This window comes from Chitinivibrionales bacterium, assembly GCA_014728215.1.
Lineage (GTDB): Bacteria > Fibrobacterota > Chitinivibrionia > Chitinivibrionales > WJKA01 > WJKA01.
The window spans coordinates 56,793-71,545 of the sequence record WJLZ01000211.1; the positions used below are offsets into that span (position 1 = coordinate 56,793).

Genomic DNA, 14,753 nt, shown 5'->3' on the forward strand with positions numbered 1-14,753 from the left:
AAATCTCTACTGCAGACCGATACGAGGCACTTCATTTTTAAGTGCAGAGATGCTGTGAGAATGAAAATGGGCCCCGATTCCACCGGCAAGAACATCGTATATCGCATACGGATCATTACTGGTAACCAGTTTTTCCCGGATACTCTCATGTTTTATCAGGCTGCTTAAATATGAGAGAAGGCGCAGGAATTCGGAATGCTGTTTTCTGTTGCCCGCAACCATGACAATAATAAAAACAGGAATATTGTCAAGCGATTCATAATCCATGATACCAACCGGACTGATTCCTACGGCAGCCACAAGATCTTTAACCGACCCTAGGCGAACATGGGGAACGCCAACACCAAGCCCCAGTGCCGTGCTCATGAGGCTTTCTCTTTTAAAAATCTCTTCCGAAAGCTCTTTTTTCTTCCTGATGCAGCTGGAGGTACTTATAATATCAACAAGGTGGTTGAAAGCTTCAACTTTAGTGATCGAATCGAGTACTGCTATCCGCTGGGGCGAAAATATGTCCCGTACGGAAATTGAAGGAGGTGCGACCGATTTATGAGAAGCAACCAATCGCTCATCTACCCATTGTTCTATTTCAGACCGCTTGAAACGCCAGACCGTACCAATTTTTCCACAGGGGATCTCTCCTTTATGCGCCCATTCATAAACTGTGCGCACGGAAACCCGCAAAAATTCCGCAACCTCTTCCATGGTCATTATTTTATTATCCATTGGCTATTGTACCCTTTACCTCGTTATCACAGATGAAACCATAATTTTGCACGATGTGAAAATATAACGCTTTTGCCAATGAGTTGTCAAAATCCGGTATGATATATCAAAAAATGTAAATAAATGTTGCTATATTCAAAATTTTTTATTATTTTTTAGAGTTTACCGCAATCGGGCAACCAGTTCTTCGCTCTTTTAATTAAGGGAGCAATTAATTCAATGACCTTAAACCACCATACATATCATCACAATCAAAGTTTTTCTACCATTATCGAAAGGGATTCACCTTGAAGACATCGCTCGCAAACGGCTTTCTTGTAGAAAACGGTAGCTTAGGATTGTATTTAAAGGAAATATCCCGTTACAAGCCCCTCCCCGCTCAGGAAGAATTTGAAACTGCCGAACGTATTCAAAAAGGTGATAAACAGGCACTCGAGAAACTCGTTAAAGCAAATCTTCGATTTGTTGTAAGCGTAGCTCGTACCTACGATCATCAGGGCATGTCACTTGCCGACCTTATTCATGAAGGCAATCTCGGTCTTATCAAGGCCGCCAAACGGTTCGACCAGACAAAGAATTTTAAATTTATCTCCTATGCAGTGTGGTGGATTCGCCAGGCTATTCTTCAGGCCCTTGCAGAACAGTCCCGTATTACCAAGCTGCCTCTCAACTGTGTCGGTACTATTCATAAAATCGGAAAGGCCCAGAGCCGGCTCGAACAGAAATACCGCCGCGCTCCTCATATCGAAGAAATTGCCCGGGAACTCGATATGGATAGCAATAAGGTTAAAGAAGCACTCAGTATCGGGAACAATCATACTTCCCTGGATGCACCGCTTCAGAATTCCGACAGCTCCCGGCTCATGGATCTTCTGCCTAATAAGAAAGAGGCAATGCCCGATGATTGTATCGAAGATATTTCACTTCAGGAATCGATCAATAAAGCCCTCAAAAAGCTGAGCGACCGGGAAAAGAAAGTGATTCGTCTTTATTTTGGGATTGAAGACGGCATATCTCATACCCTTGAGGAAATCGCACAGCGGTATAGTCTGACCCGCGAAAGAGTACGCCAGATAAAGGAAAATGCTCTTAAAAAGCTGAAAGCCAGCGAAGAAGTCGAACACCTGCAGAATCATTATTGATTCCCCAAAGGCATGGGGGTGTATGTAGTAAGGGCGTTCAATTGAACGCCCTTACTCTTACTTACTCCGATAGCTGAACGCTCCTCTCAGGAGAATCACACAACACCCTGATCGATCATGGCATCGGCAACTTTGACAAATCCACCGATATTTGCCCCATTCACGTAATTAACATAACCGTTTTCTTCACCATACTCGACACAGGTTGAATGGATCGCTTTCATGATATCCTGAAGTCGCCGATCGACTTCTTCACGGGTCCAGTTAAGATGCATACCGTTCTGTGCCATTTCGAGGCCGCTGACAGCAACTCCGCCTGCATTGGCCGCTTTTCCGGGGCAGTAGAGAACCTTGCTCTGCTGGAACACCTCAATACCGTCCGGTTCGGTCGGCATATTCGCGCCTTCAGAAACCAGTTTGCAGCCGTTTTTCGCCAGCGTTTTGGCATCTTCGGCAGATATTTCATTCTGGGTTGCCGAGGGGAATGCGCAATCACATTTGATATCCCACGGGCGTTTTCCGTCAAAATACTCGCACTTGAATTTATCGGCATACTCTTTAATGCGACCCCGTTTTATATTTTTAAGCTCGAAAACAAAAGCCAGCTTTTCGGCATCGATTCCCTCGGGATCATAGATCGATCCACTGCTGTCGGAGAGGGTGACACACTTACCGCCGAGTTCATTTACTTTTTCCACTGTATACTGGGCAACATTACCCGATCCGGACACTGCGCAGATTTTGCCTTCCATGGAGTCACCTTTGAGCGTGAGCATTTCCTGGGCCATATAAACAGCACCATAACCGGTGGCTTCGGGCCTGATCAGTGAACCGCCCCAGTTGAGTCCCTTACCGGTAAGAACGCCGGTGAATTCGTTACGCAGCTTTTTGTACTGACCAAAGAGAAAACCGATTTCGCGGCCGCCCACGCCGATATCCCCGGCAGGAACGTCGGTGTTGGGTCCGATATGACGGCACAGTTCGCTCATGAAAGCCTGGCAAAAACGCATAACTTCATTGTCGGACTTTCCCTTGGGATCGAAATCCGATCCACCCTTGCCGCCGCCCATGGGAAGGGTGGTGAGTGAATTTTTGAAAACCTGCTCGAAAGCAAGAAATTTTAAAATGCCGAGATTCACTGAAGGATGAAACCGGAGACCGCCCTTGTATGGACCGATTGCGCTGCTCATCTCGATACGAAATCCACGGTTAACCTGGACTTCACCCTTATCATCAACCCACGGAACCCGGAACATAATGACTCGTTCCGGCTCCACCATGCGCTCCAATACCCGGGCTTTCTGATACCGGGGATTCTTCTTAATGAACGGCATTACCGATTCAACAACTTCCTCAACTGCCTGGTGAAACTCCTTTTCGGCAGGATTTTTGGCGATCACCTTTTCCATGAAGGCTGAAACTTCAGTAGACATAAAAAAACTCCTTTATTTAATGATTGGTGCTTGCCGAAATAAAAAAAGCCCGCACTTCGCGCAGACACGAAGCAAGGGCATCGTCTTTGATACTCACAACTTTAGCGGAACGACATTGTTCAGCAGATCAAATAAAGATAAATTACACCCCATAAATAGTCAATACTTATCTTTCCCTGCTTGTAGTGCGCGTAAGAGGTTGTTTTTGCAGCTATAATCAGGAAATATACAAGCATTGATATATCCTGATAAAGCGTGTATATTATGAATATATACAGGTGATTACATGAAAAAGCTCAATGAATGCACCGGTTTTGATGGGAAGGATCATCTATGCTTGCCGAATTTAAACAAAAACTACACGACAAGAAGAAAAAGCCGCGGCTATTATGGATGCTGGGAATATTTATCATCACCAAGATCGCGGCGCTGGTGCATCTTTTCGCTATTCAGCAGGAATTGCATGCGAAAGAGAAACGGGTATGGGTTTTTATAATCATCCTGATCCCGCCGGGAGCATTTCTTTATTTTCTCTCCTACATAATGCTCCGCCGGATGCAGAGAGGCTGAAACCACCAATATATACCGGTATCGGCGGGAGCGATCGGCGCCCGATGTTCATACCTCGTTATAGGCGATAAAAGCATTTCGGGAAATTTTAGGGGCAGTCTGTTCATGGAGTGCTGGTTGTTTTATCGATAATGATCGCGGATATTCTTTTTGACCGGGGATGGGAAACCCAACGGGTAGCATTCACATCCCAAGTCCATGCTATTTTCCTTTTGCACAATACGCCAGTGCCTGTTTCAGGTCGGCGATAATATCCTCGGTATCTTCGACCCCTACCGCAAGCCTGATCAGGGTATCGGTAATGCCCAGTGAGTAGCGCTCTTTCCGGCTGTAGTCGTAGTAGCTGACTGTTGCCGGATGAGTGATCAGGCTTTCGACACCTCCCAGGCTGGGACCGATATAGAGCAACTGGAGTGCATCCAGAAAGCGATTTGCCGTTTTAAGCGTGCCTTTGGTCTCGAACGTCACGACCCCACCGAAGCCCCTCATTTGTTTTTTAGCTATCTGGTGGTGACGGTGGGATTTCAGTCCTGGATAGTAGACCTTATCGATCATGGGATGCTTCTCCAGAAAGCGGGCTACTTCAAGGGCCGAGGCATTCTGCTTTTCGACCCGCAGAGGAAAGGTTTTAAGCCCCCGGAGCAGCAAATAGCAGCAATGAGGATCGATCAGCCCCCCCATTCCTTTATGCATTTTCCGTACCTCTTCGACAAGCTCTTTACGTCCGGAGATAGCACCGGCAAGGATATCATTATGTCCGGCAAGATATTTGGTACAGCTCTGCATGACCAGGTCGACTCCGAATTCCAGAGGACGCTGGTTATAGGGCGTGGCAAAGGTGCTGTCGATAATGGTCAGAACATCGTGTTTCTTCGCAATATTTTTCAACCGCACCAGGTCGAAAATATTAAGATAGGGGTTGGTCGGCGACTCGGAAATAACAAACCGGGTATTTTTCTGTATGGTGTTGTCTAAAAGCTCATAATCACCGAAGGGCACTACCGAGCACTCTACCCCGAAACGGGCCAGATAGGCGTTGCAGAATTCAAGTGTCTTTTTATAGGCGTCATCGGTAATAACAATGTGATCGCCGGTACGGATCAGGGCGAGAATGGTTGTTGTTACGGCACTCATTCCCGAAGAAAAAACCAGACAATCCTCGGCACCTTCAAGATCGGCAAGCCGCTGTTGCGCCACCTTCTCGGTAGGATTACCATAGCGGCCATACTCAAACCGGTCCTTTTTCTTCGACGTATACTCCCGGATTTCCTTGCTGTTCTTGAAAGTATAGGTAGAGGTCTGAACAATCGGAGTGGTCAGAGAATCGGCATAACGATTCCGCGCCTCTCCTGCATGAATGCTTCGGGTTGAAAATCCATCGAGTTTTTCCTTCTTTCGTGCCATTATTTTTTCCTCTCTCTGCTTGTATTACCCGATTCCTGAGGTAAGGATAATCGATTCTGCCAGTTTTGCCATTGATGTCCGGGTATTCATGCTGTGTTTTCGCAGGAGTTCATAAGCCTTTCCCGGCGTAATGCCGTTTTTATCGGCAATAATCTCCTTTGCCCGTTCGATGGCCTTCCGTTCTTCGAGTTCCCGCTCCACGATTTCTTTCATGATCTGGAGTTCGGTATTTCGCAGCACCACGGCGGCATGGGAAGCAACCGCCGTGAGCATCTGCTGGTCTTCTTCGGTAAAGTCGTACTCTTGGGGCGTATAGCAGTTAATCACCCCGACAACTTCACCTTCAACACTCATGGGCACCGACAGCAGCGAAACAAGGCCGTCTTCAATGGCGATTTTTTTATTAATGAACCGTGGATCCTTACGGACATCTAAAACCTTGATCGGTTCATTTTTCAACGCCACTCGTCCGGCAATCCCCTTTCCCAGGGGTGTGTTGGATTTTTGATTATAGCTACCCGAATCGGAATGACATGCCCGCAGCACCAGCTCCTGTGTTTTCCGGTCCAGAAGAAGAATCGAACAGATTTTGGAGCCGGTAACTTTGGCGGTAACCGAAACAATGAGGGCAAGAATATCCTCGATATATTGTTTTTCCATTACCGCCCTGCTGATTTCGGCGATACCATCGAGAAAACGGGATGAAGCGTTCTTTTTTTCTGTGTCGGCCATATCGGAACCCTGGAATATCAATTACAAATACATATTGAGCGCCTTGACCCATTTATCATAGGCCTCTTTATAGGCCTGGATATTTTTCTGATCGGGATCAACGGTTTTCATTGTTTTCTGACCGGCAAAGGCTTCTTTGGAATCCGAATAAACCTTGCTGCCGATACCAGCTCCCCGTGCCGCGCCCTGGGCGCCGTCGGTATCATAAAGCTCCACTCTGGCCTGAGTCACCGTCGCAAAGACATCACTGAAAACCGGACTCAAAAACATATTCGCATTCCCCGCGCGGACAGTCTCGATCGAAACACCGATATCCCGCATTATCTCCAGACCGTAGTTGAGTGCAAAAACGATTCCCTCCTGGACCGCACGGAGGAGATGTTTGTTGGTATGACGGTTGAAATCGAGATTATGGATTGAAGCATTGATCGATTTATTGCCCAATGTTCTTTCGGCACCATTACCGTAGGGAAGAATCATCAAACCATCGGAGCCGATTGGCGCCTCCGCAGCGAGCTTGTCCATCTGACCATACCCCATTTCATCGGTGCCGTTGCTCATGCAGTTGTGTTTGATCCAGCTGTTGAGAATCCCTGTTCCATTCAGGCAGAGAAGGATTCCGTATCGCGGAGTTTCTTTGGAGTAGTTAACGTGCACAAAGGTATTGACCCGTGACTGAGGATCGTAATCCGGGCGGTCGGCCACGCCATAGACCACGCCTGATGTTCCTGCTGTGGTGGCAAGTTCGCCGGGGTTGAGCACATTCAGCGACAGCGCATTATTGGGCTGGTCTCCCCCGCGATAGGCAACCACTGTCCCGGCTTTTAAACCGAGTTCTTCTGCAGCAGCCGCAGTAAGCTCGCCCTGGACAGAAAAGGTAGGGACTACTTCGGGAAGCAGGTCATGAGAAAATCCAAAATAATCGAGCAGAAAATCTGCCGGAGCGCCTTCCTTGAAATTCCACATAATCCCTTCAGAGAGCCCCGAGGGTGTCGTAACAATTTCACCGGTCAGTTTCATGGCGATATAGTCGCCGGGAAGCATAATCTTATGGATTTTTTTGAACAGGTCGGGCTCATTCTCTTTCACCCAGGCCAGCTTTGATGCAGTAAAATTACCCGGTGAATTCAGCAGTTTTTCTAAACAGGCTTTTCCCCCAAGATCCTGGAACGCCTTCTCGCCATAGGGCACCGCCCGGCTATCGCACCAGATTATCGCCGGTCGCAGAGGTTTCATCTCCTTGTCGATCGTGACCAGGCCATGCATCTGATATGATATACCCACAGCGGCAACGTCTTTTAAATCAACGCCACTTGCGCTCTTTATTTCAGCAGTCGCCTTTTTTACATGCTCCCACCATGTGTCGGGATGCTGCTCGGCCCATCCGGCCTGCTGAGCAATGATTTCAAGCTCCTTTTTCGGTGAAGTTGCCGAGCTTACCACTTTTCCGCTCTCTGAATCAAGCAACGTTGCCTTTATCGATGAACTGCCGATATCATACCCGAGTAAATACATGAACCATCCTCCTCTATTATACTATTTATTAAAGAATAAATTATAAATACTCATTCTTCCGAGCCGGGATTATAAAAAACCCTAATCCATACGAGCCCTTCCCCGTATAATCGGCTGATCGTACAAAATACGTTTGTGCCTTTCGGGTATGCTGAATGGAAGCGGTACAGAGCCGTCTTTTGCCTGTTTGTGCCCGGAATAATAACCGACAATTGCCGGAAAAGAGGAGGTATACATCGATCTGGACGGCGATAATGCAGAAAGGTCCACAGAAGGGTTCAATATGATGTAAAATAATGATATACTATTGGTTAGAGCATTTTCATTGAATATTATAGAGAATAGTGGTATTTTAGTTTTGAGAAATATATAATTACCCTTTGGAAAACATTCGGCGACAATATTTCAGACGCATCATGATATCCGAGCAGGGCATTTCCTGAAAATACTTATCAGATGAAACGTCCGATTGCTCACACTTATTAGTAAAGGTGCAAATACTATGAAAACGCGAGCACTTTTCGCATCATTATTTTGTGCATTGACAATTACCGGCCCCCTTTCTGCTGCCCCGGGCAACACCTCCGGAATTCGACTGCTTCTCACGCGGCCGGTCGATGTCTCCTATGAAAAGAGTTCGGAAAACCGATGGTTTTCGGCACTGAGTGTCGAGCTTCTTCATTTCAGGCTTTCCGCTCTGCAACATGTCGAAACAGTGTCCCCCGAAAGCCTGATCGCCGTGTTTCCCTCCTATGCGAATTTCAATAAGGAAATCACCGAGAAAGAATATGCCGCCCTTGCAAAGGAACTCGGCTGCACCCATATGATCTCCCAGAAATACGAATTGACAGATGGTGGCAAAGGAGTGCAATATTATGCCGAAATAATCTCCGGACGAGGTAATAAAATCGTCAATACTGTCGAACGGTCCTTCCCACTCACCGAAGCCGGCAAGCAACTTGACACTTGCACCATAGAAATTTTCCGCGGATTCAACATCAAGGTACCCAAAGATCTCGAACGGTTCTTTTATTTTTCCATGTTGAGTTCGGAACCTAAAAACATTCAGGAACTAGGTGAAGCTATTCTTATGTGGAAATACTCCGGCCCCGGCAAAGAGCTTCAAGCGGCCCAGGCCTTTCAGGCCATTATCGACAAGGATTCCCGGATGGAATTTGCCTACTACCTCGGTGCACAGGCTTATGCCGGGGCAGGGCGCTATAACCGGGCTGTCGAGTTATATCACAATTTCTTTGAAATCATTCCCGATTATGTGCCCCTGTATCGGGAATTTGCCCGAAGCCTTCGTCTGGCAAACAAACTCGAAGAAGCTGCCGAAATCGCAACCCGGGGGGAACGTCGGGCCCCGGAATCAATACCCCTGCTTCTTGAAAAAGCACGCATTCTCGAAGATATGGGCAAGTTGATCGGCGCCGAAAAGACCTATCAGCGTATTCTGGAAATAGACAGGACCCAGGCACAGGCGCTTTTATTCTTTGCAAAGTATTACAATGAGAAGGGAAAACCCGATGATGCGCTCAAATATGCCAATGAGGCCATCAAATATTCAAAGAACAACGGACGGGCCTATTTTGAAAAAGGCCGGAGCCTGAAAATACTAACCACCTATAAAGACGCGATCATTGCATTCAAAAAGGCCGCGGCCTTTGCTCCCGACGACCCGCAGCCCCGGATTGCACTGGGTGATGTATATATGCAGCTCGAAGAATATGAAAATGCCGCAGCCCAGTATGAAGAGGCCATGAAAAAAATGCCCAACGATTTCGAAATTCACAACAAAGCCGCAAAAGCTCATCACCTGGCAGGCAATGTCACCCGGGCAGCCGATATCCTGAAAAAAGTAGAGCCCCGGTTTTCTACCAACTCGGTACTGCAAAAAGAGCTTGGATTACAGGAATTCCTTCTGGGCGACACGGCAAATGCCCGCCGTCACCTGGAAAAATCTTTTGAAAAGGAACAGAATGACTGGCGTGTATTGATGAGACTGGGGGATATCTACACGCAGAGTGGACGATTTGACGAAGCCTTTAAAATGTACAATATGGCCATGCCGATCATCGAGGATAAAAATGCCTGCCGGATCGCGCTGGCACGACTCTATATCGCAAAACGGGCGCCCTCACAGGCTACCACCTACCTCAAACAGGTCTACGATTCCGACCCCACTTACCCATCGGTAAACCGGTATCTTGGTGATGCCCGCCTTCAGGCTAACGACAAAAAACAAGCGCTGCAATTCTACTTAAAGGAGCGGGAACTTCACGGCGCCGAATCATATACCCAAAACCAGATCGCCTGGCTCTATTTCGACGCTCAGGACTGGCACAAAGCCCAGAAAGAATACCTGAAGCTGATAAATATGGGTGTTAAAGATGCCGAACCGTTGTTCCGGCTCGGTATCGTATATCTTCACCTCAACAATACCTCCGAAGCGGAGAAATATATTGCCCAAGGCCATGCACAGGGAAAGGCCGATCAGGAAATCTATTATCAGCTCGGAATCGGATACGTTTCGGTGGGTATCTATGAAAAGGCGATTGACGCTTTCTGGAACTGTGTGAAACGGGCACCAACCCGTGAAGACGGCTGGTTGAAGCTTGCCGGTTCCTATATCCAGAACAATAACGATACCGCCGCAGCAGAGGCGTATGTAAAGGTGTTCAACCTGAACAATGAGAAATACAAAGATCTCCTTGCCCAGGCCGGACATATCTATTACAAATACAAAATGAAGGAAGAAGCTAAACGCACCTATTCCCTGTTTATCGAGAAAAGGTTTGTCGATTACGAAGTTAATGCCAAACTTGCACGCATCGAGTATGCCGAGAAAAATTATCTCCGTGTCATCGAGCTACTCAAAGACATTGAGGGAGAATGGGCATCCGACATGATTGTTCGCATGATGCTGGCCGAATCCTATTATGCTACCAACCAGTATGCGCAGGCGATTAAGGAACTCCACAAAGTTTTGGCAAAAAATCCCGACCATGTACGGGCGGTTGAACTAGCGGCGCTGGCAAATGAAAAAGCGGGTAATCTTTCGCAATCCTGTGCAATGTATGAAAAATATCTGGAATTTTCCGATGAAGGGAATCATCAGGATTATTCATTCCATCTTGGCGAGTTGTACGAAAAACAACAACGGTTGAGTGAGGCAATTCAGCGATATCGGGAAAATATCGAAGCCTATCCTGAGGACCTCAGAAATTTCGAACGGCTTTCATCATTGCACTTTGCAGCAAAAGACTGGCCGAAGGCCGAAACGGTTCTTTCTCAGGCGGTTAAACTTCCGCAGGTGCCTTCGAAATTTTTTAAAATGCTGGCCCTTACCTTCGAAAACCTGAACAATAATGTTGAGGCTATTCAGTGGTACGAGCACTATCTCACCATGGAACCGGCCGATTCTACCGCCTGGAGACGTCTGGGAACGATATATTTCAACGGCAGGCAGTATATGAAAGCAATCTCGCCGCTCGAAATGGCGGTCAAACACCTGCCTCAAAGCTATGATTGTCTCCGCATGCTGGGTATCTCTCATTATGAAGCGAATCAAATCGACCAGGCGGTCGCCCCTCTCTCCAGAGCCCATGCAATCAGAAGTGATGCCCTTGAAATTATCAAACTGCTGGCCCAGTGCTACCGTCACCAGAACGACAATTCCAATCTTATCGCCATCCTGAAAAAATGGACCGCTCTCGACAAAAAGGTATTCGATATTCGGCTGGAACTCGGCACGCTTCTTCTTGAGGCCGGGAAGCCGGCTGAAGCCATTACCGTGCTTAATGAAGCCGCCAAAATCAACCGCTCTGAAGCCCGAACCTATACAATTATCGCCCAATGCTACGAAAAGCTTGGTGAAAACAGCAAACGGCTGAAAAATCTTAAAACAGCTCTGGGGTATTCCGAAGATAATTTCGAGGTCAATTTCGAACTGGCTCGCTATTATATCGAGCACGACAACGACAAAATGGCCGAAACCCACCTTCGTATTGCCCTCACCCGGAATAATCTTCATGCCCGGTCCCATTTTGAATTCGGAAAAATCATGCTCCGTAAAAATGATACCCGGAATGCCCTGCAACATTTCGATATGGCACGTAAGTATGATGCCGACAACATGAACTATCTGGCCCATTATGCCTATGCGGCTTCGCTGGAAAACAAAACCCAGAGCGCCCTTGCGGCGGTTGAAAATGCAGTTACCACAACGACCCGTGATGTCGATGTGCTCTATCTGGGTGGTCTGGTATATAAAAATGCCGGGCAGACGGTCAAATCCAAGCAGCTGCTTCGGAAAGCGATATCAACTGACGACAAATGTGCGAAATGTTACCATGCTCTTGGTGAGGCCTATGTTATTGAAGCCAATTACAAGCAGGCGGTCAAGGCGCTCATGACAGCATGGGAACTGGGCGGCTATAATGAAAAGGTGATTCTGATGCTGAGCCGGGCGCTTTCGATTGACGGCAAATATACGGAGGCAAAGGATTTTCTTTCGTTGATATTAAAGAAAAACGGAGACAACCATGAAGCGCTTTACGAATACACCCATATCCTCCTTCGTGAAGGGCGGATCGACGAAGCTAAAAAAGCTGTCAGGACCTATGAAAAAAAGGAGAAGAGCGGCTGGACTCACTGCGCTCAGGGAGAAATTCATGAGGCGGAAGGTGAAATTGACGCAGCCTGGATATCTTTTAACGTTGCCCTGCGGCTGCTTCCCGAAGAACCCCGGGTTCTTTCAGCCTGTGGACGGATTTATCTGGACAAACGAGAGTATAATGAAGCCGTGGTCCACTTCAGCCAGGCCCTGGCGCAGGACCCGAACAATCCCGACTTCCTTATCAATCTCGGCAAAGCCTATGAAGGCATGAATGATCTGAATGCAGCACGGGAGCTTTCAGAATCGGTTGCACAACGATTCCCCCATAATGAAGATGCTCACTATCTCACAGCAAAAATCATGAGCCGCCGGAGAGAACACCACAAAGCGCTTAATATCATTCAGCAAGGACTCGTTCATAATCCAAAAAGCGCCCAACTCAATTATATCGCCGGTCATGAATACGCTGCACTGGGACAGTTTCAGAATGCAATTGAATCGTATAACAGGGCAATCGAATTTGGCGACAATAATTTTGTCGAGGTCTACCGTCATCTGGGAAATTTATATTATGAGCATTTAAAGGACACCGAAAGCGCAAGGGCCAGTTTCCAAAAGTATATTAAAGCCGGAGGTAAAAACGTCGAAGTACGTCGAATACTCAATGAAATCGGCAGTTAATTAAAGTAAAATTATATCGGGAATCATTATAAGGAGGACCTATGGACCGAGCCTCAGGACGCAAGCCGTTGGGCAATTTCTTTATCAAGAAATCTCTTCAGTTGAATCTTACGCTCAGAATACTGGGGGCCATGATTTTGGCAACATTGATTTCGGGCGGTACGATTGTACTCGCCTATTATATCAGAACCCAGAGTGTTCTTTTTTATCAACTTGAAGCAACCGGCAACCTCAGTAAAGAAAGCATCTTTTATATTATTCTACCGAGCCTGATAATCAGCATTATCGTCAATATAATCGTGGCGATTTTTATCGGACTCTATGCCTCACGAAAATATGCGGTGCCCATTTACAAGCTCGAACAATGGGCAAAACTGATCGGCAACGGCAAATTACATGCCCGTCTTCGGTTCAGGGAGCAGAATGAAATGCGGGAGCTGTCGGACCATTTCAATACCCTTGTCGATGACCTGCGGGAAAAATTCATGACTGCCAAAAAAGCATTAGACAACCCGTCGGATACAGAACAGATGCAAAAAGCCCGGGGCGCGCTTGACTCTCTGGATTTTGCGGATGAACCGACCATATCGGAAAAAAATGCATAATCTTTCGCTGGAAACGGAGTATTTTTCATGACAAAGAGACTGCTGGGAGGGGTTTTCCTTGCTATTACATTATCGGCCTGTCTGTCATCGGCTTCCGGACAATTCAACAGTCCTGATGAACAGCGCAGCGACGCCTTGAAAGAGACATCCCATGACTTCTGCGATTCCCTGATGAATCTGTTGATGAATTTCTTTCCCGATTCCATCGAGAAATCATCGATTGCCGTATTTCCCTTTCAGTATAAAGGTGAAGAAAAAACGTCAGCCTGGGGCACCTGGGTTGCGGAATACTTTATCAAGCTATTCAAGAAAAACAATCGATTCGATGTTATCAATCGGCGGCCTTTCCGGCAGGAACTTCGAGAGCTCGAAATATCATTGAAACAGACAATTTCCGACTCCATGGCGGTGGAGGCCGGAAAAGAACTGGGAACCGATCTTGTACTTGCAGGCTCGATTACTCCCACAGACCACCGGTACGAAGTGGCCGCCCGAATTATCGATGTAAAAACCGGTATTATTATCACCGGCGCAACCATCGAAGCCACGGGAGAGGAAATCTACTCTATCGAAAAAGATCTTCTTGCCAAACGCTCCATGGGACGGTTGCGGCCGGCACTGCTCCGTTCGACATTTATCCCCGGTTGGGGTCAGTTTTATCGAAACCGGCCGGTACCCGGGGTTATCAGCCTGGTCGCCTGCGAAACATCGCTGGGCGGCACCATTTACTATGGCGTATCATATTTTAAACCCGCAAAAGATGATTATGAAGACTATAAAAATGATATCATCGAATATGGTAATCAGCCGAAAAGAAATGCACTTGAAGACAGTTTGAAACTGGCAAACCCGCAAATAACACTGGCTGAAATCGAAAATTATATTCGTCAAAGAGGAGAAAACCTCAACGATGAATACGAAGAGAAACGAAACATATACCTTTCACTCTGGGGCCTTACCGGAGCACTCTGGGCCGCCAATATCCTGGATGTCATTATTGCCGGAAGGCATATGCACCGCAAATACCGGTTGTATTTTACCGGTAATTTCTACGATGAAGCAGGTATGATGCTTGCAATATATTTCTGATAAAAAACTCGGTAATCGGCACGATACATTGGAGGGCACACTCGCGAGTTACACCTGAAAGCCCTCCTTACAGTCGGGCTACGGCATTGGGCGAACGCCTCCCCTTTGTGGGTTTGTGCGTTCGTTCTCATCCTCTTTTCGCGTCATTGTGCCGCGACCGTTCACTCCCGCCGTTACTTCTCCTCAACGGAGTCTATCTGCTTATTCCTATGGTCGAGATGTATCGCTTGTCTTTTAC

General features: G+C 47.1%; 10 protein-coding genes. 5 read left to right on the plus strand and 5 right to left on the minus strand.

Annotation, left to right across the window (positions count from 1 at the left end; all coding sequences use genetic code 11):
* Window positions 1-6 precede the first annotated feature (6 nt).
* A complete protein-coding gene (locus GF401_19405) occupies window positions 7-723 on the minus strand; it encodes a helix-turn-helix domain-containing protein (protein MBD3347227.1) in 717 nt (238 codons plus the stop codon).
* Window positions 724-1,010: 287 nt separating this feature from the next.
* Between GF401_19405 and GF401_19410 the strand changes: the two genes are divergently transcribed.
* Window positions 1,011-1,865 carry a sigma-70 family RNA polymerase sigma factor gene (locus GF401_19410; GenBank protein MBD3347228.1) on the plus strand — a complete coding sequence of 285 codons (855 nt, stop codon included), beginning with the start codon at window positions 1,011-1,013 and terminating at the stop codon, window positions 1,863-1,865.
* Window positions 1,866-1,960: 95 nt separating this feature from the next.
* On the opposite strand, the gene GF401_19415 is transcribed toward GF401_19410, so the two are convergent.
* On the minus strand, window positions 1,961-3,298 hold the full coding sequence (locus GF401_19415; GenBank protein MBD3347229.1) for an NADP-specific glutamate dehydrogenase: 1,338 nt from the start codon (window positions 3,296-3,298) through the stop codon (window positions 1,961-1,963).
* A gap of 333 nt (window positions 3,299-3,631) precedes the next feature.
* Between GF401_19415 and GF401_19420 the strand changes: the two genes are divergently transcribed.
* The gene (locus GF401_19420; protein ID MBD3347230.1) at window positions 3,632-3,868 is read left to right on the plus strand and encodes a hypothetical protein; all 237 of its coding nucleotides are present in this window, start codon (window positions 3,632-3,634) and stop codon (window positions 3,866-3,868) included.
* Between the two features lie 201 nt (window positions 3,869-4,069).
* Here GF401_19420 and GF401_19425 read toward each other — a convergent pair whose 3' ends face one another.
* From GF401_19425 to GF401_19435, 3 genes are all read right to left on the minus strand, one after another.
* Entirely contained in the window at window positions 4,070-5,272 is a 1,203-nt protein-coding gene (locus GF401_19425; GenBank protein MBD3347231.1) for an aminotransferase class I/II-fold pyridoxal phosphate-dependent enzyme, read from the minus strand.
* A 24-nt stretch (window positions 5,273-5,296) separates the two neighbouring features.
* On the minus strand, window positions 5,297-5,932 hold the full coding sequence (locus GF401_19430; GenBank protein MBD3347232.1) for a GAF domain-containing protein: 636 nt from the start codon (window positions 5,930-5,932) through the stop codon (window positions 5,297-5,299).
* 93 nt (window positions 5,933-6,025) lie between these two features.
* Window positions 6,026-7,519, minus strand: a complete 1,494-nt coding sequence (locus GF401_19435) for a carbohydrate kinase (GenBank protein ID MBD3347233.1) — start codon at window positions 7,517-7,519, stop codon at window positions 6,026-6,028.
* Window positions 7,520-8,021: 502 nt separating this feature from the next.
* On the opposite strand from GF401_19435, the gene GF401_19440 reads away from it, so the two are divergent.
* From GF401_19440 to GF401_19450, 3 genes are read left to right on the plus strand one after another with little or no spacing between them, the layout of a single operon-like run.
* On the plus strand, window positions 8,022-12,821 hold the full coding sequence (locus GF401_19440) for a tetratricopeptide repeat protein (protein ID MBD3347234.1): 4,800 nt from the start codon (window positions 8,022-8,024) through the stop codon (window positions 12,819-12,821).
* Window positions 12,822-12,862: 41 nt separating this feature from the next.
* Window positions 12,863-13,426 (plus strand): HAMP domain-containing protein, encoded by a 564-nt coding sequence (locus GF401_19445; protein ID MBD3347235.1) that lies wholly within the window; start codon window positions 12,863-12,865, stop codon window positions 13,424-13,426.
* Window positions 13,427-13,453: 27 nt separating this feature from the next.
* Window positions 13,454-14,515, plus strand: a complete 1,062-nt coding sequence (locus tag GF401_19450; GenBank protein ID MBD3347236.1) for a hypothetical protein — start codon at window positions 13,454-13,456, stop codon at window positions 14,513-14,515.
* The last annotated feature ends 238 nt before the right edge of the window (window positions 14,516-14,753 follow it).